This is a genomic window from Candidatus Magnetaquiglobus sp., from assembly GCF_058402785.1.
The window spans coordinates 74,120-100,682 of record NZ_JBZVFG010000002.1 but is presented as its reverse complement, the minus strand read 5'-3'; the positions used below and the strand labels follow the sequence as shown (position 1 = coordinate 100,682).

The 26,563-nt window shown below is 62.4% G+C and carries 12 protein-coding genes; 5 read left to right on the top strand and 7 right to left on the bottom strand.

The window, feature by feature from the left end; all coding sequences use genetic code 11:
* Positions 1-205: 205 nt before the first annotated feature.
* Positions 206-3,013, bottom strand: a complete 2,808-nt coding sequence (locus tag ACV4UY_RS01165) for a bacteriohemerythrin (RefSeq protein WP_491605838.1) — start codon at positions 3,011-3,013, stop codon at positions 206-208.
* Between the two features lie 322 nt (positions 3,014-3,335).
* Between ACV4UY_RS01165 and ACV4UY_RS01160 the strand changes: the two genes are divergently transcribed.
* The 4 genes from ACV4UY_RS01160 (at position 3,336) to ACV4UY_RS01145 (ending at position 9,107) form a co-directional block, all read left to right on the top strand.
* On the top strand, positions 3,336-4,811 hold the full coding sequence (locus tag ACV4UY_RS01160; protein WP_491605837.1) for a DUF4346 domain-containing protein: 1,476 nt from the start codon (positions 3,336-3,338) through the stop codon (positions 4,809-4,811).
* A gap of 407 nt (positions 4,812-5,218) precedes the next feature.
* Positions 5,219-6,229, top strand: a complete 1,011-nt coding sequence (locus ACV4UY_RS01155) for a DUF6599 family protein (RefSeq protein WP_491605836.1) — start codon at positions 5,219-5,221, stop codon at positions 6,227-6,229.
* 337 nt (positions 6,230-6,566) lie between these two features.
* Positions 6,567-7,580: a DUF362 domain-containing protein gene (locus ACV4UY_RS01150; RefSeq protein ID WP_491605835.1), complete on the top strand. Its 1,014-nt coding sequence runs from the start codon at positions 6,567-6,569 to the stop codon at positions 7,578-7,580.
* A gap of 12 nt (positions 7,581-7,592) precedes the next feature.
* Positions 7,593-9,107 carry a 4Fe-4S binding protein gene (locus tag ACV4UY_RS01145; RefSeq protein ID WP_491605834.1) on the top strand — a complete coding sequence of 505 codons (1,515 nt, stop codon included), beginning with the start codon at positions 7,593-7,595 and terminating at the stop codon, positions 9,105-9,107.
* Between the two features lie 171 nt (positions 9,108-9,278).
* Here ACV4UY_RS01145 and ACV4UY_RS01140 read toward each other — a convergent pair whose 3' ends face one another.
* Complete coding sequence (locus tag ACV4UY_RS01140; RefSeq protein ID WP_491605833.1) at positions 9,279-9,686, bottom strand: hypothetical protein; 408 nt, start codon at positions 9,684-9,686, stop codon at positions 9,279-9,281.
* A gap of 230 nt (positions 9,687-9,916) precedes the next feature.
* On the opposite strand from ACV4UY_RS01140, the gene htpG reads away from it, so the two are divergent.
* Positions 9,917-11,842: a molecular chaperone HtpG gene (gene htpG, locus ACV4UY_RS01135; protein ID WP_491605832.1), complete on the top strand. Its 1,926-nt coding sequence runs from the start codon at positions 9,917-9,919 to the stop codon at positions 11,840-11,842.
* Positions 11,843-12,166: 324 nt separating this feature from the next.
* Here the strand turns inward: htpG and ACV4UY_RS01130 are convergent, their stop codons facing one another.
* The 5 genes from ACV4UY_RS01130 to ACV4UY_RS01110 form a co-directional block, all read right to left on the bottom strand.
* Complete coding sequence (locus ACV4UY_RS01130; protein WP_491605831.1) at positions 12,167-18,721, bottom strand: SDR family NAD(P)-dependent oxidoreductase; 6,555 nt, start codon at positions 18,719-18,721, stop codon at positions 12,167-12,169.
* A gap of 67 nt (positions 18,722-18,788) precedes the next feature.
* The gene (locus ACV4UY_RS01125; RefSeq protein ID WP_491605830.1) at positions 18,789-19,865 is read right to left on the bottom strand and encodes a KamA family radical SAM protein; all 1,077 of its coding nucleotides are present in this window, start codon (positions 19,863-19,865) and stop codon (positions 18,789-18,791) included.
* A gap of 417 nt (positions 19,866-20,282) precedes the next feature.
* A complete protein-coding gene (locus ACV4UY_RS01120) occupies positions 20,283-22,421 on the bottom strand; it encodes an SGNH/GDSL hydrolase family protein (protein ID WP_491605829.1) in 2,139 nt (712 codons plus the stop codon).
* Between the two features lie 34 nt (positions 22,422-22,455).
* Complete coding sequence (locus tag ACV4UY_RS01115; RefSeq protein WP_491605828.1) at positions 22,456-24,222, bottom strand: carbamoyltransferase family protein; 1,767 nt, start codon at positions 24,220-24,222, stop codon at positions 22,456-22,458.
* Between the two features lie 267 nt (positions 24,223-24,489).
* Positions 24,490-26,547, bottom strand: a complete 2,058-nt coding sequence (locus ACV4UY_RS01110; RefSeq protein ID WP_491605827.1) for a serine hydrolase domain-containing protein — start codon at positions 26,545-26,547, stop codon at positions 24,490-24,492.
* Between the last annotated feature and the right edge of the window lie 16 nt (positions 26,548-26,563).

Below are 26,563 nucleotides of genomic sequence, written 5' to 3'. Positions count from 1 at the left end.
GCCGGGAGTGCCCGCCAGCCCTGACGCCGGGAGTGCCCGCCAGCCCTGACGCCGGGAGTGCCCGCCAGCCCTGACGCCGGAAACGCCCGCCAGCCCTGACGCCGGAAACGCCCGCCAGCCCTGACGCGGGGAGTGCCCGCCAGCCCTGACGCCGGAAACGCCCGCCAGCCCTGACGCGGGGAGTGCCGGTCGTTCGATGAAGGAATCAGGTCGTCTTGCCCTTCTTGACCCGCGTCTCGGAATGGCGCCGATAGGCCATGTCCGAGCCTTGGATGTGTTGGGTCAACCAGGAGCGCAGATACTGCAACACATCGCTGGAGAGGGCAAACGGATCCTCCTCCAGTTTCTTCTGATAGGCGGTCGCCTTTTCGGCGAACAGGCGATGCTCCTCCTGGTGTACGGCCAGATCCGGGAAGCCGATTTCCTGCATGTGCCGCTCTTCGCGGGCGAAGTGGGTGCGCGTGTAGGTCAGAAGCTCATCGACGATCTTGGTCAACAGTTTCTGCCCCTGACCCGACTGCACGGCAGCGTACAATTCGTTGATGAGGCGGATCAGATTGCGATGGTCCGCGTCCAACGTTGGCACGTTGACCTCCATCTTGCCGGTCCAGAGGATCAACGGTTGATCCGTGGCAAGCGTGTCGTGGCCGAGATAGAGCTTGTCCAGATGCTCGAACAGGGAGCGTTGCAGGGCCCGGAAATAGAGCAGGGCATCCGTGGCGGCGGATTCTTGATGTTCGCCGAGACGATCGACGATTTCGGCGCCGGTGAGATGCATCTGTTGATGGACCTCGCGCAGACGGGTGAAGATCGGATTCCCCTCGTAGACCGGGGTTTTCTCCTGTTCCCAGGAACAGATGATGCACATCCGGTTGAGTTCGTCCAGGGTCAGGGCGGCGTTGCCGTGAGCGGCCAGCTCGAGTCGTCCCAGGACATTCAGGATGGCCTCCTTCACCTTGCGCACGTCAAACGGTTCGGGTCCGATATCCAGGCTGGACTGGGCGGCGTAGAGGGCATCGGAGATGTTGCTGGCCACGTCGCCCAGGGCATGGAAGTGGTTCACCGTGCCGTGCAGCCGCGCAACGGCCTTGAGGGAGTCCTGAATCCGGTTGCGCACGGTTTCCGAGGCCCGCTCCGTGGTGACGAACGAGGCGAGCACCTTGTGTACGAACTGGAGGGCGGCGTCGGACTGCTCGGCCATGCGTCCCGCCGAGCCGGCCACCGTGGAGCTGGTGGCGGCGATTTCGCTGGTGCCGCGCGCGGCTTCGGCGGCGGATAGCGATACCCGCTCGGCGGCATGATGAAGCGTGTCGGCGTTGAGGGTCACCGTGGCGGTGGCGGCGTTGACCTCGGACATGGCCTCGGAGATCCCTCGAACCATCAGGTGCTGACCATCCACGTCCTCGAGGATCTCGCTGTTCAACGAGCTGATCTGCTCGACGATCACCGTGATCTCCTTGACCCGCTCCACCACGTTGGCCGTGCCGGACTGGATTTCCTCGATCTTGAGCGAGATCTGCTGGGTGGCCCGACCGGTCTGCAGGGCCAGGGCCTTCACCTCGTTGGCCACCACGGCAAACCCCTTGCCGGCCTCGCCGGCGCCGGCGGCCTCGATGGCGGCGTTCAAGGCGAGCATGTTGGTTTGTTCGGCGATCGCCTGGATGATCCCGACCACGGTGCCGATCTCGTTGGCGGAGTTGGAGAGTTCATCCACGGCGGAAAAGGTTTGCTGGGCATGCTCGTGGGCGGTGCGTGAGGATTCGTTGGCGATCTCGCAGCGTTGTCCGACCGTGGCCAACGAGTGGGTCATCTCCGCGATGGAGCGGGCCACCCGTGCCACCGAATGGCTCACCTGATCCAGGCTGTTGTTCACCTCGTCGAGGTTGGCGGTCATCTCTTCGGCGGCTTCGGCCATGGTGGTGACATTTCGGCTGGCATCATCCGCGTTCCGGGCGGTGACGCGAATGTCGTCGGCCACTTTTCCGGCGGCCTCGGCCATGGCGGTGATGTTTTCCAGCGACTGATGCAGCAGTTGCGTCATGTGGTGGATTTCGGAGGCCAGACGATCGTTCTCCTCGGAGACCTCTCCGGAGAGGTGTCGGATCCCGGAGGTGTCGGCGCCGATGGCGGAACGGAGTTTCAAGACCTCACGGATGAAGGCGGTGATGCCACCGGTCTGGAGGTTGATCATGCGGATGGTATCGACCAGCTTTCCCTTGAGCTGGTTGACGTGATGGGCGATGGCGGCGATTTCGTCGCGGCCCGAGGCATCGATGCGGCTGATCAGATTGCCGCCGGCCACCTCCTCGATGGCGGTGCTGACGTTCTGCAACGGGGTGCGCAGCGAGCGGGCCAGATACCAGCCGAGAAACGCCAGAAACAGTCCCACCGCGCCGATGGTGCCGAGGATGGCCTGATTGCGCGCCGCCGAGATCTCCCGATCCATCTCCGCCAGGGAGACGGTGAGTTGAAACACGCCGCGCACCTCGTGATCACTCCCGTGACAGGCGTGACAGGGTTCGGCGTTGAGGAGCGGCATCATCAGGGTGCGTTGTTCGCCATCCGGGCCGGATTCGGTGAAGGAGGCCGGTTTTTTATCGTGGATGGCCTGTTTGAAAGCGGACAGAATCGCGCCGTCGGCCTCGTAGGCTGCCTCCCCTTCGGGACGGAAGGCTTCGCGGCCATGCCGGTTGAGAATGCGAAAGACCAGCAACCCCGGCACCTTGCGCAGGTTGTCCGAGTAGCTGCGGGCGATGTCGGCATAACCGGCCAGCATGATGGTTTGCAGACCTTGACCGGCGTGTTCGGCCAGGGTGAAAATGGTATTTTCGTATTGTCTGAAAAGGTTTTTTTCCATGTCGCGGATCATCAGTGCCCCGAGGGAGGCCAGGGCCAGGGTGCCGATGATGCTGACCGCCGCGAGGATGCGAAAACTGATGGAGTGCAAGGCCAGGTGCTGGACCATGCGGTGCCATTTGAGCGAGAATCCGGATGGGGTCGTTCTGGAATTCATGTTGGATGAGAACCATCCCGATGTTATAAGTTTGTTTGATATCATTATTGATTTTAATCAATAATCAGCATAACCGAATCCTGGATTCCCGGCAAGTGGATTTTGCAAATCTTACCATCGAACTCCCGAAGGGAGGGCCATGGTATCGGGGGGGTGAGGGGGTTCTCCCCCTGTCATGCATAAGTTACAACAGTTCGGATGAAAAAATGGGTGTTCCAATCATGGGTTGTCATCAAATAATCGACATCTTGACCGGCTGGCGTGGGGGTTCGACGGGCATCCGCGCGGCATTCATCGGGTTTTTGCGATGAGGTCCGGATCGATGGCCTTCATTCCCCTGCATTATCGGGATCGCCTGACGATCATCAATCCTTGCGGGGATGTCGGGATCGTCACCCTGTGGTCGCCGGTGCGGGTGGTGCGCGATCATCTGGCGCGTCTGGCGGTGGATCTGGGAACGGAGTCCGCGCGGATCGCGGTGATGGGCACGCTGTATGGCGAGGGGTTGCCGGAGTTGCTGCGCAATCTGCTTCACAATCCCCAGATCCGTTTTCTCGCCATGTTGGGGGTGGATCTGGGGGGGGCTCGGGAGAGTCTCACAGGATTCTTTCAACGCGGACTGGAGGAGACTTTGTTGTTGGGCCGGGTGGTCCACCGGATCGTTGGCACGAACCACAAACTCGACGATGGGGTGACCCCCGAGGATTTCCTGGGTCGGTTGCGTCTGGTGGATTTGGGCAAGCCGGGCGAGGTGGGCAGCGATGGAGCCGTTCGGGATTTCTTCGCGTCTCTTCCTCCCGTGGAGTCGGTGAGTCTGCCGCGTCGCGAGGTGGCGATGCCGACCTTCGAGGTGACGCGCTTCCCTTCGGATCCGCGTGGTCATCAGATTCTGGCGGGTACCCCTCTGGCGGCCTGGAAGGAGGTGATTCACCGTCTCTATCGTTTTGGTCATCGGGTGACTTTGCCTGGCAAGGGTGACCGGTTGGAATTGCAGAATCTCAAGGTGGTTGTTCGTGAGCCGGTTTTTGAATCGAATGCGGTGTTGCGTGAACATGGTTTCGATCCCGAGGCGTTCATGCGTTACCGGGCAGCGATTTTGGATCCGCGCCTGCCCCCGGACCAGCATTATGGATATGGAAACCGGTTACGGGGTTATTTCGGCATCGAGGAGCGCGATACCTTGGTCAGGGTTGGGGAGAAGTTGCGTCGGGATCCGGACACGCGTCATGCCTTTGTCGCGTTGTGGGACACGGGGCGGGATCTGATGTCGGAGGCGCCGGGTCATCCGTGTTTGGTCTCGTTGTTCGTGCGTCGTTTCGAGGGGGTGTTGACCTTGACGGCGCAGTTTCGCACCCACAATGCCTTGCAGGCGTGGTTGATGAATGTGCATGGATTGATGGCGATTCAGGAATTTTTGGGTGTGGAGAGTGGTTTGCAGCCGGGTGCATTGACGGTGATCAGCCATTCGATCAGCATCGATCCGGGCGGGGGTGGTTTGGAGCGTGCGCGGGCGGTGCATGATTTTCGCAATCGGGAGCGGGATAAGGGGGATGGGTTCAGTCAGGATCCGCATGGGGATTTTGTGATTTCGGTGGATCCCGAGAAGGGTGAGATTGTGGTTGAGCATCGTTTTGAGGGGCAGAGGTTGCATCGATATACCGGCACGAGCGCTGAGGTGTTGGAGCGGCAATTGGTGCGTGATTGTGCGTTGTCGGAGGTTGGTCATGCGTTGTATTTGGGGCGGGAACTTGGGCGGGCCGAGGCGAGTCTGAAGAAGGGGAGGCGTGCCAACGGGTGATGGGGGCCAACAGGCTCCAACTGTCGCAGGGGATCGGGGAGTGCAAAGTCCCCGGCGGAGGTTCGGAGGCAGCGCCTCCGAGGTTTGGCTTTTGAATCTTTGTCTTGTGTCTTTTAGCGCGCTCTACAAAAAAGCGTTCTTTCGTGTTTTCTGCGAAAAAAACGATGCCGCGAACATGGCTTGGAATCAGGCCACCAAAGGTGGCTTATGTGATAGAGTGTGAAAAAGAAAATAGTAATAAAATATAAAATAAATAAGATCAACTCAAAATCCAAGGGACTCATCCCGAACCCCACCAGGGGCCATTGGCCCCTGGACTCCGTTGGTTTGACCACGAATCCCGCCAGGGGGCTGGCCCCTGGCCCCCGTGAACTTTTGGGGCATGAATCACCACTGGATCGCGCTCGATGTTTAACTCCCGAATTCCTGCCTACTCCTCCTCTCCCGGCGTGCGCCGGGCACGCATCCTGCTGCTCGCCATCCTCCCCCTGATCGCACTCCTTATCTATCTGGACGGTCAACGCTACGACCCGGGCCTGCTCGATTTCAAAAAGGCCGGAGCACGCCTCTCCCCGTTGATGGGACTCTTTCCGGATCAGTCGGCGGGCCTGGCGCGTCAGGGCGCCTTCCAACGCTTCTTGAAAGAGAACCTGCACGAATACGTCAACGGCCATGCCGAGTACTACCTTTCGGCAGGGTTCAAGGAGCTTCTGGTCGGTGAATACGGCGATGCGGGGGCCGCGGACAAACCCCGCGTGGTGGTGGACCTGTTCGACATGGGCAAGCCGCTTTTCGCCTTCGGGGTGCTCACCGGCGAGGGGAACAACGATGGCCCGGAGGCCGGCATCGGGGAGATGGGATTTCGCGATCCCCGCGGCCTGCGCTTCATCATGGGACCCTATTACGTGAAGATCACCGCCTTTGACGATGCCGCCCCCCTGGAGGAGATTGGCAAAAGCCTGGTCGCGGCAGCCGGCAAATCGCCGGGGGGCATGATGACCGGATTCCGCTTTCCGGAGTTCGGGACAGCGGGTGCCACCCGCTTCATCAAGGAGAAGTATCGCGGTCTGGATTTCTTTAATCAGGTGGTCGAACGGAGTTTCGTCTGGCAGGGGGCAGGGGTGCAGGCGTTTCAGGCCGGAGGATCCGAGGTCGAGAGCCGGGAGATCGAGGTACGTTTGACGGCCTTTCTGCACTCCGAGGAAATCCCGGTCGAAACGGTCGAAAAGGGTGGGTTGACGGTCCATCGGGTGCGCGACCCGTATGAAGGGGAGTGGTTTTTTCTGCGTGCCGGCGAACGCCTCATCGGAGCCTTCGGTCTGCCGCTCGAAGATGCCTGGAGCCCGTTGCAGAGGTTCGTGGGGTCACAACCGGGCGGGGAACCGCCGCCCGTGGAACCGGGTGCGAGGAGGCGTTAAACCGCGTCTGTTTTGAGATGCGTCGTTTCCCGCAAGGCCACAGTACACAATACGAGCTTTGTTTCCAAACTTGCATGATGGTGGGAGAACCCCCTCACCCCCCAACCGTGGACCGCCCTTACGGGAGTTCCATGGTAAAAGCGGAAACGAAGCTCACGAAGGCTGCGCGCGGCGCCTTGTTTGCAAAAGACGCGAAAAAGGCTTCTTTGAGAAGAGCGCGTTCAAGTCAAAAGCTAAAGTCCCAAGGGCTTTGCCCTTGGATCCTATCAGGGGGATAATCCCCCTGAACCTTTAATAATGGAACTACGCATCCTGTAATGGGGGCGGTTTAGATAACATGGCCGAGCGAAAACGGGTATCCGAGATCATCGAGAAGATCGAACCGCCCATGGACAGGCGGGCTTTTTTGCGCCGGGTGGCCGGACTCTCCGGGGTGGCGGTGGGGATCGCCTCCGGCGGTTATCTGGCCTTCAGCGATCGCCCGGTGCGCGAACCGGAGGTGAAACCGCTGCGGTTCAAGGATTTTCGCGTCCCGCCCGATGCGCTCCATCCGGTGATGGCGGTGGCGCGCGGTCAGCGGGTCGAGGCCATGGCACGGGCCGCCATCGATAAACTGGGTGGCGTAAACCGGTTTATTCAGAAAGGGGATCGGGTGCTCCTGAAACCCAATGTCGGCTGGGATCGTCAGCCGGAACAGGCGGCCAACACCGGTCCGGAGTTGGTCGAGGCGATGGTGCGTATCTGCCGGGAGGCCGGGGCCAAATCGGTGTGGGTGACCGATGTATCCCTCAACGATCCCAAACGCTGTTTCGCCCGCTCCGGCATCGAGGCGGCCACGCTCAACGCCGGCGGCAACGTGCGCCTGCCGGGCCGGGAGGATTTTCTGGCCACGGACATGGGGGGCAAGGTGTTGAAGGTGTGGCCGGTGGCGCGCTTTTTCCACGAAGTGGACAAGGTGATCAACCTGCCGATCGTCAAGCACCACTCCCTTTCCGGCTGCACCCTGGCGATGAAGAACTGGTATGGGGTGATCGGCGGACAACGCAACCGGCTCCATCAGGCGATCCACGACTCCATCGTCGATCTGGCCGCCGCCGTGCGACCGACCCTCACGGTGATGGACGCCACCCGCGTGCTCAAACGCAACGGTCCCACCGGAGGCAATCCGGCGGACGTGGTGCGCGAGGAGACGCTGATCGCTTCGCTGGACGAGGTGGCGCTCGACAGTTTTTGCCTCGGTTTTCTGGATTTGACCCCCGAGGCCGTACCCTTCCTGGCCATGGCTCAGGCGCGGGGACTCGGGAAGGTGTCCTGGCGCGAACTGAACGTCGCGCAGTTTCAGGTGGGGTGAGGGAGGCCGACGATGGGCGGGTTGCGCGGGGTGCGGCGGATCTACGCGGGGTTTTCGCTGGCGCTTTTTGCCTTTTTTCTGTGGAGCGCCGAGTTCGAGCGGCTCAAGGGGTACGCGGTCGGCCTGTTCCTGCAGATCGATCCCTTGACCGCCCTTTCCGGTTTTCTCACCAGTCAGACTTTGTACAAAGGATTGGCCTTCGCATTGCTGATCCTGATTCCCACGCTGTTTCTGGGGCGTTTTTTCTGTTCGTGGGTCTGCCCTCTGGGGATCGTCAATCAGGGGTTGAGCCACCTTTTCAACCGTCGCCGCGCGGTGGAGAACTGGGAAGAGAACCGCTACCGCCCGCTCTACCGGCTGAAATACCACCTGCTCGTCGCCCTGCTGATCTTCGCCATCCTCGGCGCGTTGCAGATCGGGCTGTTCGATCCCATCGCCCTGATCTACCGATCCTTTTCGCTCTCGGTGCTGCCGGCGCTGGACCGGGTGACCGGGGGTGGGTTCTTCGCCCAATCCACCGTGTTTCACGGCGGTGTGTTGATCGCTCTGATCCTGCTGGCCATCCTGCTCGCCAACCGTTTCATCACCCGTTTCTGGTGTCGCGCCCTCTGTCCTCTCGGTGCGCTGCTCGGGGTGCTCTCCCAATGGTCGATCTTGAGAATCCGCCGCGACGTGGAACGCTGCAACCATTGCAAACAGTGCCTGCGCGCCTGTCAGGGGGCCGCCGATCCGGATGGACAGGTGCGCGTCACCGAATGCCACCTCTGCATGAACTGCATCGAGGCGTGCGGAACCCAGGCGTTGCACTACGGCTTGGCCGGGGAGAAAAGCTCCGTCGGCAAACCACTCGATCTCAACCGCCGCCGGGTGGTCGAGATCGCCCTGGCCTCGGTGGTGGCCGTGCCGATGACCAAAGGGTCGCTTTCGGCCCGCTCCGCCCCACTGCCCGAGGTGATCCGTCCGCCTGGTTCGCTCACCGAGGCGCAATTTCTTGCCCGCTGCATCAAATGTGGCCTCTGCATGCGCGTCTGCCCCACCAACGTGCTGCAACCGGCTCTGCTCGAGGCCGGTTTCGAGGGGCTCTGGACCCCGATCCTGATGAACTCGGTGGGCTATTGCGAACACCACTGCGTGCTGTGCGGCCAGGTCTGCCCCACGGCGGCGATCCGTCCGCTTTCGGTCGCCGAAAAGGTCGGCGCGCCACCCTTCACCCAACCGGTCCGGCTCGGCACCGCCTTCTTCGACCGGGGACGCTGCCTCCCCTGGGCCATGGATGTGCCGTGCATCGTCTGCGAGGAGACCTGTCCGACCTCGCCGAAGGCGATCTGGTACGAATCGGTCACCGTCAGCGGACGCGACGGTCGCAAGGTCGCCCTGAAACGGCCGTTCGTGCAGCCGGAACTCTGCATCGGCTGCGGGGTGTGCGAAAACAAATGTCCGGTGACCGATCTGGCCGCCATTCGTATCTCTTCGGTGGGCGAAACCCGCTCCAAGGAGAATCGCATGCTGTTGAATCAACAGTCGTGAGGGATGCGTTGACTGGTCTGAAGAATTTGCCATGGAACTCCCGAAGGGAGGTCCATGGTACGGGGGGTGAGGGGGGGATCTGTAACGCAAGCCACATGCCGACATGATTGCCGGTCTGATCATGACAAGAATGACACCTGAGGCCTCTTCGGCGCGCTCTTTTCTGCCTTGTCACGATTTGCCGATATCCCGTCGGGCGGTGGAGATGGTCACGGTGAAGCCGGCCACCACGTCCAAGAGCGACATCAGGGTGATGGTCAGAAACAGCGTGGTTCCCGCTGGTTTGTAGATCAAGAATTCGATCAGAAAACAGACAAACACGATCATGGAAAGCAGATGATCGACGATGGACTCCGTGCCGGAGCGGGTGGCCTTGAAAATCTCGATGTAGAGCGACACCACGCCGAGCATGATCAGGATGTCGGCCACCGTGAAGGTGAGTTGGGCCCCGGAGGAGAGCATGAAGGCGATGACCGGCGACTGCGGGTTGAGTTCCGGATAGGTTTTCTGGCCGAACAGGATGCCGTTGAGCAAGGCGAGCATCACGGCGAACAGCGGGATGGATTTGGCGAGCAGCATGGCGGAACCTCTTGTGGCGAAATCGGAGCGAAACTGACTATTGATAAGCCATTTTGCGCCAAAACAAAACCGATTGCGTGGCGCACGCGGGAAAAAATTGCCTTCCCTCTTGCAACCAGACGCGACTGTTCCCATATCAAGACAAAATTTATGCCATGTGATCGCCATGCGCGCGGTCCATAAGGCGGTGGGATGATTCGTGAACCCAGGATGAGGAGCCAGACAAGCCCATGAGCACGTTGGAAGGCAAACAGACCCGTGCGTTTCAGACCGAGGTGCGGCAGTTGTTGGATCTGATGATCCATTCGCTGTACAGCAACAAGGAGATCTTTCTGCGCGAATTGATCTCGAACGCTTCGGACGCGGCGGACAAGTTGCGGTTCGAGGCCATCGCCAACGATGGCCTGTACGAGGGGGATGCCGAGGTCGCCATTCGCATCACCTTCGACAAGGAGGCCAACACCCTGACCATCTCCGACAACGGCATCGGCATGAGCGCCGAGGAGGTCGAAGCCAACATCGGCACGATCGCCAGATCGGGCACCAGGGAGTTCCTCCAGTCGTTGCAGGCCGACCAGGCCAAGGATGCCAATCTGATCGGGCAGTTCGGCGTGGGGTTCTATTCGGCCTTCATCGTCGCCGATCGGGTGACGCTGCTGACCCGGCGTGCCGGTCTGTCGTCCGGCGAGGCGGTGCGGTGGGAGTCGGCGGGAGATGGGGTCTACACCCTGGAGAACATCGACAAGCCGACGCGCGGCACGGATGTGATCCTGCATCTGAAGGCCGAGGAGAAGGATTTCCTCGATGACTGGCGTCTGCGTTCCACGGTGCGCAAGTTCTCGGACCATGTGCCCTGGCCGATCCTGATGCTTCGATCCAAGGGATTTGAGCCCGAGGAGGATGCCGCCGGGGAGGAGACGAAACAGGAGTCCGACGACACCCCGCAATGGGAGACGGTCAACAAGGCCTCCGCGCTCTGGAGTCGTGCCAAGTCGGAGATCACCGACGAGGAGTACAACGAGTTTTACAAGCACGTTGGTCACGACTTCGAGGAGCCTCTGGCCCACATCCATGCCCGGCTCGAGGGTAAGTACGAATACACCGTGCTGTTGTATGTTCCCAAGCGCGCGCCGTATGATTTATGGGATCGGGATCGCAAGCACGGGGTGAAGCTCTACGTGCGTCGTGTCTTCATCATGGAGGGGGCCGAGGATCTGATGCCGCGTTACCTGCGCTTCGTGCGCGGCGTGGTGGACTCCACCGACCTGCCCCTCAACGTCTCCCGCGAGATCCTCCAGAAGAACCCGGCGGTGGATGCCATCAAGAAAGGGATGACCGGCAAGATCTTCTCGCTGCTGGAGGATCTGGCCAAGAACGACGCCGAGAAGTACCAGACCTTCTGGGATACCTTTGGCGTGGTGTTGAAAGAGGGGGTGATCGAGGATTTCGCCCACCGCGAGCGGGTGGCCAAGCTGCTGCGTTTCTCCAGCACCCATGCCGATTCCAAGGTGCAGGATGTCTCCCTGGAAGCCTACGTCTCCCGCATGCGCGAAAAGCAGAAGGCGATCTACTTCGTCAACGGCGAATCCTTCGAGGCGGCGCGCCACCATCCGCATCTGGAGGTGTTCCGCAAGAAGGGGATCGAGGTGTTGCTGCTCTCCGACCGGGTGGACGAGTGGCTGGTGACCCATCTGCACGAGTTCGACGGCAAGCCGTTGCAGTCCGTGGCCAAGGGCGGGTTGGATCTCGGCGAGTTGGAGGACGAGGCCGACAAGCAGGAGCTGGAAAAACAACAGGGCGAGTTCAAGGATCTTTTGGAGCGGGTCCAGAAAGGGTTGGGCGAGCAGGTGAAGGAGGTGCGCGTCACCAACCGGTTGACCGACTCCCCCTCCTGTCTGGTGAGCGGCGAACATGATCTGTCCGCCTCGATGGAGCGCATCCTGCGCGAAGCCGGTCAGAAGACCCCGGACACCAAACGCACCCTGGAACTTAATCCCTCCCATCCTCTGGTGGGGCGTTTGAAGGGGGAGACCAACGATCAGCGTTTCAACGATCTCTCCCATGTATTGTTCGCCCAGGCGTTGTTGAGCGAAGGTGGACAATTGGAGGATCCGGCGGAGTTCGTGCGCCGGTTGAACGGGTTGTTGCTGGGGTGATGGGGGGTGAGAACCGGTTGGGGAGTCGGTGGCCCCAACCGGTTGTTCGTCAATGATGTGGTTGGACGAAGAGTTGGGGAGCCGGTGGCCCCAACTTTTTTTTTGTGCGTCCTCAAGGGGGCAGGGGTGGCGGAACGAGGGAAGTTATTCCATTTCTAAATCAAAAGTGCATTAATTTGCGCAGATGATGCCATGATTTCATTCGGAATGCAGTTCATCAGGAATGCCCGTTTGAAATGAAAATGGAATTATCCCTCGGTTTGCGTGTGTTTGCGGAGGCGCCTCCCGAGACACGCTGTCGCGGCGTGTCTCGGGGTGGCCTGGTCAGGAGATCTGCGCCATGGTGCTCATCAACTCTTGCAACAACAATGCCTCGGCCTCGTCGTCGGAGAGCGCCGCCACCGCCTGATCCGGGGCGGGCACGGCATCGGTCGGGACAGACTGCTCGCCGGTGTCCGGGAACAGGCTGGTCATGAGGAAGTTGGCCAGGGCGTCGATGGTGGGATAGTTGAACACCAGCGACGAGCCCAGGGAAAGTCCCACTTCGGCCTCGAGCTTGTTCTTGAGTTCGACCGCGGTCAGGGAGTCGATGCCCAGATCGAACAGCTGCACATGCGGCAGCACCCGCTCCAGATTCGGAATGCCCAAGACCTTGGCGACCAGGGCGCGGATGTGATCCACCAGCAGATCCCGACGCGTCCCTTCCGGAGCGTCGTTCAGCTCCCCCCGGAGTTGGGAGCCTCCCTTATGACCCGCCTGGGCATCGCTGGCGATCAGCGGCGAAAAACGTGGCACCCGCGTGGCGCCGGGATTGACCTGGGCAAAGCTCTCCCACTCGACGTGCAACACCCCCAACTGGGCCGGATTCCAGCGCAGCACCCGGGCAAAGGCGTTCAATGCCTGGGCCATGGCGATGGGATGGATGCCGCCACGCCGCAGACGCTGCTCCACCTCCTTGTCGCGCGCGGCCATACCCACCTCACCCAATGCTCCCCAGTTGATGCTGGTGCCGGGCAGGCCCATGGCGCGGCGGGCGTGGGCCAAGCCGTCGAGGAAGGCGTTGGCGGCCACGTAGTTCCCCTGGCCGGCATTGCCGATCAGGGAAGAGACCGACGAGAACAGTACGAAGAAATCGAGCGGCAACGATTGGGTGGCCAGATGGAGATGCCAGGCGCCCAGGGCCTTGGGTTCGAGCACCCGGCGCATGCGGACCGGATCCAGATCCGGGATCAGGCCGTCGTCGAGGACGGCGGCGGCATGGACGACGCCGCGCAGAGGTGGCATGGCGTTGCCGATGCGCTGGATCAGCCGGTTCACTTCGTTGGGGTTGGTCACGTCCATGGCCACGGCCATCACCCGTACCCCCTGGGCCTCCAGACGGGCCACGGCCTGTTTGGCCTCCTCCGAGGCCGCTCCCTTGCGACCGGTCAAAACCAACTGCCGCACCCCCTGATTGCCCATCCAGAAGGCCAGTTCCAGGCCGAAACTGCCGAAACCGCCGGTGATCAGATAGCTCCCGTCGGCGTGGAACAGGGGCGGTTCCTGACGCGGCGGGAGGATGGTCATCGGTCCGGTGCCGCGCATGTCGAGCACCGCCTTGCCGAGCTGGCCGGATTGGACGTGTTCGAAGGCTTCGCCCGCCCGGTCCGCCGGGAAAACGTGGGTCTGGATCGGCTTGAAGGTGCCGTTGGCGAACTGCTCGGAGATCTCCTCGAGCAGGGCCGGCATGATATCCTTGCGTCGGGCCAGATGGTCCAGGTCCACGGACATGAAACTGGCGTTGCGCTCCACGCTGGCCAGGTTCCAGGTGGCATCCTTGCGGGCCGCGAACTCGCCCAATTCGACGAACCGTCCGAATGGCGCCAGGGCCTGCACGCTCTTCTGGCCAGCCTCGCCGCCCAGGGTGTTGAAGATCACATCCACGCCGTGGTCATCGGTCGCGGCCATGATTTGTTCGACATAGACCGGGAAACGGCTGTCGAAGACATGCTTGAGGCCGAGGGAGCGCAGATACTTGCGCTTTTCCGGCGAGTCGGCGGTGACGAAGATCTCCGCGCCGCGCCACTGGGCCACCTGGATGGCGGCCAGTCCCATGTCCCCATGGGCGCCATGGATCAAAACCTTCTCACCCGAGCCGGAATAGGAGCGGAACAGGCCGAAATAGGCGGTCAGAAAGGCCATCGGCAGCCCGCCGCACTCCGCGTCGCCGATCCCGGCGGGTCGCGGCATGGTCCAGATCGATTTGACCGGCAGGGTGACATGCGACCGGAATCCACCCGGCAGGATCGCCAGGACCGCCTCGCCGCGCCTGGGCGCGGTGACGCCGGGACCGGTGCGGGCCACCACGCCGGAGATCTCCATGCCGATGCCATCGCCGAAGAAACTCTTGGCCGAGCCGCTCTCCGGATCGCGTTGGGTCAGGCGCAACACGTCGCGCATGCCGATGCCGGCGGCATGCACCTCGATTTCGATTTCGCCCGGACCGGGCGGACGCCGTTCGCAGGCGCGCAGCCGCAGCGAGGAGAGCGCTCCCGGACGTCCGATCTCCAGTACGAAGGGGGGGCGCGTGATGGGATCGTCCGTGACCGGCTGGGTGTTTTGGGTGAGGACCGCCGACGCCTCGCGCACCATTCGGTTGACCAGTCGTTCGCCGTCGCGCCAGGCCACTTCGCTCTCCGCCGCGTCGGCCAGCACCTCCACGGCGAGGGCCGCCAGGGAGCCGGTTCCCTCCTCGGGATCCAGATCGAGCACCGTGGCGCGCAGATTGGGCTGTTCGCTCAAACTCACCCGCGCCAGACCCACCAGCGCGGCTTGATGCAGACCGGAGAGGGTCGCACCGTCACGGACCGGTTGAGCGCCGCGCGTCACCACATAGAGCCGTGGCGGGGGCAGGGCGCGTCCGGTCGGGTTCTCACCCTTGGCCAGGGTTTGGATCAGGCTCAACGTGTCGTTGATCGACCGGATGCCGACCGGATCGGTCGCCTGGGCCGCATCGAAAGCGCCCCACAGGGCGATCACCGCCCGACATGGGCCGGTTTGATGGAACACCGCTTCCAGGTGATGATCCGGGATGCGGATCAGATCCGGATGGGGGGCGTCGAGTTGGGCGAGGGTCGTATCGCGCACCACCCGCACCACCCGTGCCGCGCCGCGCCCGGTCAACTCCCTGGCCAACGCATCGCCGGTCTGGCCGGCATCCTCCAGCACCAGAATCGGCAGATCACGCGACTCCGGCGCGATCAGCCCCGAGGGGAGCGGTTCGGCCTGGGGCTCCCAGGCGAGCCTGTGGAGCCATGCATCCAGATGGGCGGCATCGTCCTCCTCGTGTCCTTTGGGCAGCGCCTTGCAGCGCAGCTTCTCCAGGGCCACGAAGATCCGGCCATCCCGGTCGCACAGGGTCAGGTCACACTCGATGAAACGGTCGTTGGTCTCCGTGACCAGCAAATGACACCAGAAGGGGGTGGTCGGCGTGGCGTAAAAACGCAGCCGCTGGATCCCGACCGGCAGATAAAGCCCGGCATCGGCCTTCATGGTCACCATCAATGCCTGGAAGCAGGCGTCCAGCAATGACGGATGCAACCGATAGGCGTCATCCGCCGCGCTCCAGGCGTCGTGGGCCGCCACCTCGACCAGCACCGCGTTCTCGCAGCGCATCAACTGCTTCAATCCCCGGAACCAGGGTCCGTAATGGAGTCCCATGCCATCCAGTTGCGCGTACACCGTGTCGATGTCCATTTTTTCGGCGCAGAATCGACGGATGGCGCCCAGATCCAGATGACCGGCCTCGCCGATCCCCTCCGAGGAGATCATCCCCGAGGCGTGCAGCGACCAGCGATCCGATTGATCCTGGCGCTGTCCGTGCACGGTGTAGCGGTGCTGACCCGGATCGAAGGCGATGTGCAGTTGCACGTCGCCGCTCGTCCCCAGGACCATGGCCTGATGAAAGCGGAGCGACTCCAACAGGCAGGGGGCATCGTCGTTCAAGGCGTGGTGGATCGCCAGTCCGATCTCCACATACCCCGCGCCCGGAAAGACCACCGACCCTTCCACCTGGTGATCGCGCACGAAGGGCACCAGGTCGATGTTGATCTGGCTCTCCCAGGCCGGCGAGGGGGTGTTGACCCGTTGGGCCAACAGGGCATGTTCCACCTGGTAGAGCCGGTCGAACAGCGCCGCCTGGCTCTCTGGCCAGTAGCGTTCCCGCTGCCACGGATAAAGCGGCAGTTCCAGATGCTGTTCGAGGGTGTCGGGATAGATCCGGCTCCAGTCGAGGGGATAGCCGAAGGTGTGGATCTTGCCCAGACAGTCGAGCACCGTGGCCCGCTCGGGCTTGCCGCGATTCAACGTGAACAACGTTTCGCCCGAGGCGCCGGCGTGCGTCAGACACTCCTTGATCGAGGTGCCCAGCACCGGATGCGGGCCGATCTCGATGAACAGACCGTACCCATCGGCGATCAGGGATTGAATCGCCGCTGCGAAGAGTACCGGTTCGCGCAGGTTGTCGCACCAGTAATCGGCGTTCCAGTCGGCTTGCGTCACCCGTTTGCCCGTCACCGTGGAGTAGAGCGGCAGGGTGGGCACGCGGGGATTCAAAGGCTGCAACGCGGTGCGCAGTTCCGGCTTCAAGGGGTCCATGGCCGGGCTGTGATAGGGGATATCCACCCGCAGGAAGCGGTTGAAGACCCCGCGCTCCGTAAGCTCGCTGGCGATCGCTTCGAGTGCCTCGGCATCGCCGGCCAGATTGGTGGCGTTGGGGCTGTTGATCGCCGCCACCACCACCTTGCCGCCGTGGGGGGCCAGGATCGCCGGGCACTCGTCGGGTTTCAGCCCCACCGCCAGCATTCGTCCCGCGCCCACCGCCCGTTGTTGCAGGTGGCTGCGGTGATAGCTCACCAGCACCGCGTCCTCCAGGCTCAAGGCGCCGGCGAGATAGGCCGCCGACACCTCGCCAAGGCTGTGACCGACGATGGCCGCCGGTTCCACCCCCCAGGCGCGCAGCATGGCCACCAGACCCAGCTGCACCACGAAGTTGCCCGGTTGGGCGAACTGGGTTTCGGTAATGCGTGATTCCGCCTCCGGACGGTTCATCTCTTCCAGAATCGACCAGCCGCAGACCTTCTGCAACAACCGGTCGATGGTCTCGGCGGTCTGCCGGAAGATCGGCTCCTCGGCCAGCAGTTGCCGCCCCATGGCCCACCACTGGGGACCCATGCCGGTGAGCACGTAGACCGGGCGCCTGACCTGCCCGGCGTTGAGTTTGGTGGTGGACATGGGCAGGGCGTCCGGAGCGGAGAACGCCTTGAGCTGCTCGATCAGGCTCGCCTTGGAGTCGGCCACGATGGCCAGGCGGCGATCCAGATGGGTGCGGTGGACGCCGGCGGCCCGTCCCAGGTGGGGCAGGGCGGGGGTGTTTTCCTGCTCCAGCAGTGCGAGCCAGCGTTTGGCCAGGGCCTTCAGGCCCCCCTCGCAGCCTGCCGAAAGGGGGATCAGCCAGGGTTTGCCGTCTTCGGCGACCGTCGGACGGGCCGGAACCTCCGGGGCCTGGGAGAGGATCGCGTGGGCATTGGTTCCGCCGTAGCCAAAGGAGTTGACCCCGGCGAAGGCTGGTCCGTCGCCCTCGGGAATGGGTTGGGCGGTGCGTGCCACCTTCAGGCGCAGCTCGTTGAAGGGGATGCGCGGATTGAACTCCTGGAGGTTGGCCTGGGGCGGGATCTGACCATGGGCCAGGGTGAGGGTGGCCTTGATGAGTCCGGCGACGCCGGCGGCGGCCTCCAGGTGACCGATGCTGGATTTGACCGAACCGACGAAACAGGGTTGATCCACCGGGCGACCCTGGCCATAGACCGCGCCCAGGGCCTTGCATTCCGTGGGATCGCCCAGGGCGGTGCCGGTGCCGTGGGCTTCGATGTAGCGAATGCGTTTCGGATCGATCCGGCCATCCGCGCACACCTTTTCGATCAACGCCTGCTGGGCTGGACCGCTCGGCACGGTGATGCCGTTGGTGTGACCATCCTGGTTGGCGCCGGTGGCATGCACCAGGGCGTAGATGTGGTTGCCGTCGCGCTGGGCCGCGGAGAGCGGTTTCACCAGCACGATGCCGGCCCCCTCGCCGCGTCCGTAGCCATCCCCGCGGGCGTCGAAGCTCTTGCTGCGTCCGTCGGCGGCCAGGAACTGCCCCTTGTGCAAGGCGATGTTGTACTCCGGTCGGATCATCAGGTTGACCCCGCCGGTCACGGCCATGGAACACTCGCCGTTCCACACCGCCTGGCAGGCCTGATGGAAGCTCACCAGCGACGAGGAGCATGCGGTATCCATGGCGATGCTCGGGCCGAGCAGATTGAAGGCGTGGGAGATACGGTTGGCCAGCATGGCCAGGTTCACGCCGATGGCCGAGCTGTTGTTGAGCTGGAGCCGGTTCAGGGGGCTCAAGGTGATGGCGGTGAAATCCTGCATGAAGCCGCCGATGTAGACCCCGGTATCCGAGCCGTTGAGCCGCTCCATGTCCAGACCTGCGTCCTCGCACGCCTCCCACACCACCTCCAGCAGCAGCCGTTGTTGCGGATCCATGGCCTGGGCATCGCGGGGCGAGATGCCGAAGAAGAGCGGATCGAAGCCGTCGATGTTGGTTTGCAGAAACCCTCCGCGGCGTACCGGCATTTTTCCGGGACGGTTGGGATCCGTATCCGCGAAGCGACCCAGATTCCAGCGTTCCGGCGGGGTTTCGATCACCCCGTCGCGCCCTTCGATGAGCATGCGCCAGTATTCGGCCCGGCTGTGGGCTCCGCCGGGAAAGCGGCAGCCGATGCCGATGATGGCCAGGGGTTCGCGCGGCGGGCGGTGGGTGGAGGGGGTTTGGGTGGTTTTATGAGCGTTATCCATGAGCTTCCATTTCGTGCAATCGAAATTCATCCTGCGCGATGTTCCAGCATTGGCGCGCGCGGGTCCGTCACTCCGGGATCACCGGCATCTCGGTGAAGCGTCCGTCGTGGTTCTTGAGCAGATAGCGGGTTTCGTTCTTGTCCACGATCGCATCGTTGGTCAGAAGGGAGATCTTGCCGATGTTGGTGGCGATCACGTAGAGCGGCTGGGCCAGTCCGGTGGTGTGACCGCGCAGGGCATCGCGGATCAGTTCCGAGCCTTTTTCCAGCGGGGTGCGGAAGTGATCGATGCCTGGTGCCGCCTCGCAATAGAAAAGATAATAGGGACGCACGCGGATGCTCAAGAGCTTTTGATGCAGCTCGCGGAAAACCGGCACCGTGTCGTTGATCCCCTTGAGCAGCACCGCCTGATTGCCGACGTTGATCCCGCAGGTGGTCAGGTCATAGACCGCACGGGCGGTGAGTTCAGTGATTTCGCGCGGGTGGTTGATCTGGGTGTTGACCCAGATGGGAACCTTGTGATATCCGGACAATTTTTGCATCAGCGAGGCATTGATGCGTTGCGGCAGCACCACCGGCAGGCGCGAACCGAAGCGGATCATCTCGATGTGCGGGATCTCCCGCAGTCGGTGGAGGATGTATTCGATCTCGTCGTCGTTGAGCAGCAGGGGATCGCCGCCGGTGATCAGCACGTCGCGGACCTCCGGGTGGTCGGCGATCCAGTTGAGTCCCTCGTCCACGTCCAGGCGCAGTTTGAGCACCTTGTCGATGGTCACCTCGCGCCGGAAGCAGTGGCGACAGTAGATGCCGCAGGTTTGGGTCACCGCGAAGGCCACCCGGTCGCGATACTGGCGGGCGATCGAATCAGGACGTTTTTCCTCGGTGCTTCGGTTCTCTTTCCAGACCAGATAGCCTTCCATGCCCAACTCGTTCTGGAACTCGAGCATGGAGGGGATCACCTGCTTGCGGATCGGGCAGTCGGGGTCATCCTTGTCCATCAGGCTGGCGAAATAGGGGGTGGTCCCCCAGCGGGTGTGTTTGTGGGCGAGAATGGCTTCCCGTTCCGCGGGGGTGACATTGATGAATCTTTCGAGCTTTGCCAGTGTGTTGACGTGATTCTTGAGTTGCTCTCGCCATTCGTTCATTGCGTGGTTACCGCTCGTTTGGGGGCTGGGGCGGGTGGTCGGTTTGTGGGAAGGGGTTGCATGATCAAGTGTTCCCTTGCCTATTTATATTCCATGATAGACCTTTTTGCGAGGGGATTGAATCTTTTTTTTGCCATGGGTCGGGAATTGTCCATGATAGGGGTGATGACATGCAAGCCGTATCGGATGGATTGCGTATCGATTGCACACCTGTGTTGTCAGAGTTGTCCGCTGCCATTCTTGCCGACGATCCGATTGAACTGGGGGTGAAAGGAAAAATCCCCGTAGGCGAACCCCTTGAAACTCTGAACGATCAGTCGGTCAATACGCATGCTGATCCCTTGTCAGGAGAGGTAAAGAACACCCCTGGTGAGAATAGGCTGTTTTAGCGACTTGGGTTGGGGAAAGTTTGTCCATTCATGCCACCGCCAGCGTATGGATCTCTCCCCAGGGTTGAAACAGCGAGGGGCGCAGACCCGATTCGAGGCGGTCGGCGAGCTGGTTCCAGTTGGTGGGCACGGCGGGCGGGAACGGCCAGATCACGGTGATGAAGTTCTTGCCGGGACGCAGGTGTTCGACCGGCAGCGCGATGTGCCGGGTGGTCCAGGCCGAGAGCACTGGGGTGTGGGCCATATGGATGCCGTTGAGGGTGATCTCCACGGTGGCGCCCATGGCGATCCCCTCGGCCATGCGGCAGGTCAGGGTGAGCTGGAGCGGAGCGGAGACCGCGCCCAGATAGAGCACGAATTCGCTCTCTTCGGTATGGCTGGTGAAGAAACTGGATGATTTATGCCACTCCCCACCCGGTTGGCACCAGTTGTTGATGTGCCGGTAGGGTTCGAGCAGATCCACCGGTCCGGCACCCATGCCGTGGTTGGCGATCAACCGCTCCTGGAGTTGTCCGGCCAGCTGGGGATCGTGTTTGGTGAAGGCCAGGCTCAACGCCTCGATCACCAGATCGTGGCGCCGTTCGCCCATGTCGGCCATGCGGAACACCGCCAGAGGATCGTCGAGGGCCAACACGTCCGGGAAGATGTCGCACAACGCGCCCGGCAGACAGCGACAGGCCAGATCCCCCATGAGGGTGGCCAGTTTCAACGTCTCGGGGCTTTGGGCGGCCTTTTCGGCGTGATGACGCACGATCTCCCGTGACTGACCCCACGAGGCGTTGTGCAGGGCGGCGAACAGATGGGCACGACTGACGATGGTCGCATCCGGACGCGGCGCGCGCGCCACCAGGGTTGTCCAGTCGGCATCGACCCCATCCAGGATCTTCCGCACCCCCCGCGCCATCTCCGCGGACACCATGGAGATCCCCTCGAAGCTCAGGTGGCAGTAGTCGAAAAAGATCTCCCGATCCGGCAGCGCCCCATCCCGCCAGACGGTGAACCGCTCCGCCAGATCGATCAACGTCACCTGGGGGGCGATCCGCTCCCGTTCGGTCAGCATGGCCTCCCGCACCACATGCGGACGGCGCGGGGTCAGAAGCGGCCAGCTCCAGAGCATGGCGTCGCGGGCCTGCTCCAGACTGGCGCGCGCGCCGTGAACATCGCCATGCGCCATCTGACAGCGGGCGGTGAGGTTCCAGGCATGCGCCGTGGTGCCGTCATCAAGCTCCCGCAGTCGCGCGGCGATCGTCTCGCCCGCGATCCAATCTTGCTGTTGCAGGCGCGTTTGTGCCTCGTCCCACACCTGTTGCCACAGGGTATGGGCCTCCGGGGTGCGCATCAGCGGCGCGCCGGACACCGAATCCGAGGCAAAATCCACCAGATTGAACTCCGGAATCACCAACAGCACCGGCACCCCCTGGGATTCGGCCAGCTTCACCAACTGGTCGAGCGTTCCCCGCACCCGTTGCCCCAGCCAAGTCTCGATCACCCGGTTGATCCCGGCCATCCCTTCGCCACGGCGCAGCGCATGGGCCATGTTGGGGCCCATCTCCTGCCACAGGGCATTGGGTTCGAGCAGGTTGTTGCCCGCGAAGACGATGAACAGATCCGGTTCCAGGGCCAGCGCATCGTGGGCGAGCTTGAGAAGGGCCGGCATGAACAGGCCGTTGCAGGCCAGATCGATCACTTCGTGGCCGGTTGCGCTCTCCTCGCCGGCCAGCATCGCCTCCAGGGCGAGAGCCGGGGTGAAGTGCGGTTCGAAGAAGAAGCCGCGCGCCACCGATTCCCCCAGATAGACGATCCGCTTTTTGTCGCTCTTGGCCGGAATGGTTTCGGTCGCCGCCCAGCGCGAAGCGGTGAATGGATCGACTTCGCCGCGTCGGTAGTGACGTTTGCCATTCACCACGACCGGTTCCCAGATGCCGATGGGCTGGCTGCCATCCCCGATCGTCGGTTCGGGTGGGGGGCTGGCCTGTTCGGCGGGCAGATCCAGGCGTCCGTTGAAAAATCCGAGCTGACGCATGGTGTCGAGCAGACGGGGCAGATCCGCCACCTGCATGAGTCGGGTGGCGAGTTGATTGGCCAGGAGTTTGGCGGAGTCGGGCGGCGGTGTGGTCATGGTGGCCAGATGCAGTGGAATGGAAGGGGGCCGTGAGATTGGGGGCATGCCCCCAACCTCTCCGCGAGCGTGAGGGCAACGGTTAAAAGAACGTATAGACCCGATGGGTGATGGCCGAGGCGGCCTGATTTCCTTCGACGATCTCGAGCGCCTGTTTCCAGTAAGACGGAATGGTGTTCTTGTCGATGAGGAAATCCTCCAGCACCAACAGGTCGATCCCGGCGCGCACGAAACAGGAGAGGGCGTTCTTCGGCGAACAGACGATCGGTTCGCTGCGCATGTTGAACGAGGTGTTCAAGACCAGGGGGCAACCGGTGCGCCGGTGGAAGGCGCTCAACAACGCATGGTAGCGTGGATTTTCTTCGGCATGGACGGTCTGGACCCGCGCGGAGTTGTCCACATGGGTGATGGCCGGAAGGTCGAGGGTGGAGTGGACCGGGCAGGTCTGCAACATGAACGGCGAGGTGGATTGCAACTGGAAGTGATCTCCCATCCGCTCCTCGAGCACCGACGGCGCGAAGGGACGGAACGCCTCGCGTTTTTTCACCAGGGCGTTGATGTGGTCGCGCATCAGTGGGCTGCGCGGATCGGCCAGGATGGAACGGCCACCCAGGGCGCGGGGTCCGAACTCCATGCGCCCCTGGAACCAGCCGATCACCTTGCCGTTGTCCATCGCCTCGGCCACCCGGTCGAACAGTTCCTCGGAGCGGCCACGGAAATCCTCGTATTCCAACGGGGTGGTGGCGAGCATGCGGGCGATCTCGTCGTTGGAATAGGCGGGGCCGAGAAAGACATCGCGCAGTCGGGCACGGGGCAAAGGATCCTCGCAGCGACGGACGTGGGCGATGGCCGCCGCGCCCAGGGCGCCGCCGGCGTCGTTGGAGGCCGGTTGCACGAAGAGGTTCTTGAACGGCCCCCGGGTCAACACCTGACCGTTGGCCACGCAGTTCAGAGCGACCCCTCCGGCCATGCAGAGGTTTTCCGACGGAACCCGTTCGTGCAGCCAGGTCGCCTTGGCGATCATGATCTCGTTCAACACCACCTGGAGGCTGTGGGCGATATCCATGTGGAACGGGTCCATGTCCGATTCCGGCGCGCGTGGTGGGGCGCCGAGGGTTTCGATCAGTTTGTCCGAATACATGCGGTCGGATTTCAGGAAATCGAAATAGGACAGATCCAGGCGATACTGGCCGCCCTCGCCCGGCAGAATCATCGCGCGGATGGCATCCACATGCACCGGCTTGCCGTAGGGGGCCAGTCCCATCACCTTGTATTCGCCGCCATTGACCTTGAAGCCGAGATAGCTGGTGAGGGTGCTGTACAAAAGGCCGATCGAGTTGGGGAACTCCACCTGTTCGAACAGGGTCAGGGATTGGCCCGCGCCGTGGCCATAGCTGGTGGTGGCCCATTCGCCGACCCCATCCACGGTGAGGACCGCCGCCTCCTCGAAGCCGGAGAAGTGGAAGGCGCTGGCGGCGTGGGCCAGATGGTGCTCGACCCATTCGATGGGACCGTCGAAGCCCAGAATGGTGCGGATCTCCCGTTCGGGCCGTTTCGGATCCATGCGGGCCAACTCGTCGGAGCGGCGATCGCAGCCGGGCAGCCCCATCCAGAGCTGACGTCCGAGTTTCTTTTCGGGCAGTTCGTAGTAGGCCACGCAATCGATGTCGGCCATGGTGAGGCCGGCCTGGCTCAGGCAGAAACGGGTGGCTCCCTTGGGCATCGAGGGGTCGTGCTTGATGCGCGAGAAGCGCTCCTCCTCGGCGGCGGCGACAAGATTTCCATCCCGCAACAAGCAGACCGCGGCGTTGTGATAGTGGGCGGAGATGCCCAGGACGTTGTATGACATGGCGTGCGCTCGCTGCTGGAAGGATATATAAGGCGGGATCCTCGCGGAAGAATGATTGTACGTTCGCCTTCTGTCAACAAAAAAATCCCCCGGCAAGGATTTGCCGGGGGAGGGACGATACGGTTGGGGTGTGGTCATGGGGCAGGGGTGCCGGGAGTTGTCCGATGGGGATGGACATGCACTTCCCTTTTTTGGCAAGTTACCTTGGAACTCCCGTCAGGGAGGTCCAAGGTCGGGGGGTGAGGGGGCTTCCCCCATCATGTCAAGCTACAGCGCGGTTTTTCCGTCGATCATGTCCATCACCGAGTTGAGCAGCAGGGCCTGGATCTTGCCGCCATCGTTGATGGTGGTGTTGGCGCACGCGGCGATCGGTTCCTTGACGTTGTAGCGATAGCCCACATAGCAGTCATACCCCTGCACCTGACCCGGATGGCCCACCAGCTTGCGGTCCAGGTTCTTGAAGACCGCCGGTCCCATCTGCAACACGTTCGGGATCACCTTGAAATAGGTCTGGGTCACCATGCCGATCGGATGGGTCGGATCCTCGTACTTGCTGCCCAGATATTTCGCCCAGGTGAAGAGATCGTGGACCGTGCCGGTCATGCCGCCCGCCGCGCCGTAGAAGCTGGGATGGATCTTGACCGAGTATCTGGTGTTCTGTTCGCACTTGGCGTCCACGGTTTTGCAGGCGCCGGCGAAGTTGCTGTACCAGTCGATGTAGCCCGTGGCGCCGACGGTGTTGCCGCCCGGCAGGTTGGGAGGAATGGTCGTGCCATCGAAGTCATCCAGATTCGCCAGGGCTTGCGTCGTGCCCGCAGGGCCGAACTTGGCCTTGACCGCATCCTGCCATTTGGTTCCGGCGGGTGAGAGTTTCTCGATGACCATGCCCAGCAGGACGTAGTTGGCGTTGGAGTAGTGCCACCCCTTGCCCGGTTCCTCGACGCCCAGGTCGTAGCTGATGTTGATCAGATCCTGAGCGGTGAACGGGGTTCCCTTGGTGGTCAGTTCGCTGTCGAGATAGCCTTGCAGGGCCCAGACGTTGCTGTAGTCATAATAGCCCAGCTTGTCTTCCATCTGTTGGGAAGAGGTCTGTTTGAGACCGCTCAGGTGGGTCAGCAGTTGGTAGACGGTGATCTCCTTGAAAAGGGCCAGTTTGGCGTCGGAGAGCTTGTTGTTGGGGTCCACGGCGGCCTTGAAGGTGGCTGCGTTGTAGGCGCCCAGGGTTTTGGCCGTGGTATCGACCGTGAGCGCGCCCAACAGGTCACCCAGGGTGGCGGTGGTGATGTTTTTGGTGGCGGTGTTGTAGCCATAGTCGGCCACCAGATCCATGGCCGTCAAGCCGGTCAGGGTCTTGGTGATGCTGCCGAGACGGAAATGATGGGTGTCGGTCATCTTGGTGTCGTTGGTGGAGATCGACGATGTGCTCGCCCCCAGGTCGGCGTAACCGCTGGCATAGACCGTGCCCGTTTGGGTGGTGTCGTTCGGCAAGGTGACCTTGATCACCACGCCCGGCAGGGTGCCGTGGGTGGTGCCGTTGCCGCTTTCGGTCATGGTTTTGAGTTTGGCCTTGATGGCCGCATCCAGGGCGTCGATACGGCTTTGGGGCCACAGATCGTTCCACATCTGCGTGCCGGTCTTGCCATCGACGGTGAGGTTCAGTCTTTGGGCCAGGCGGGTGAATTGGGTTTGTCTGATCGGCTTGCCGCTGGCATCGAGCTTCTTGAGTTCGGTCATGAAGTGCTTGGTGGCATTGGCCACGCTGACCGGCGTGGTCAGGGCGGTATCGACGTTCAGGGTGTCGATGGAGCCGACATTGGTCAGCGCCCCGGCGGTCAGGGTGATGCCGTTGGAAGGATCCTTGTCGCTATCCAGGGTTTGCAGAAGGCGCAGGATCTTGATGACGCGATCCGTGCTGTCCGGATCCTGCACGTTCGCCAGCGCGGTGGTGGAGTCTGCCGCGAGATCCAGGGGGGTGATCTGGGTGCCGATGGCGCTTTCACCGAGGCTCAGGTTGTCCACGAAGAAGCGGATGCGGGTGTCGGAGGCGGCATTGTATTGGAATTGTCCACCATTGCTGGTTTTCTTCGTGGTGGAGGCGTTGGTTTCGATGTAGGCGCCCTGGCTGTTGACCGTGTAGGTCTTGTAGATCAGGCCATCGACCGGGGCGTCGGTGAAGGTGCCGGTCGTGAAGGCGGGATTGAGCGCCAGGGAGGTGTTGCTGCCGTCGCCGCCGCCGCCCCCGCCGCCGCCGCATGCCGCGCTGGTCAGACCCAAACCGATCGCGGCCAGGGCGCTGAATTTTTCATTGAGCCATATCTTTTTCATCGTCACGACACCTTAT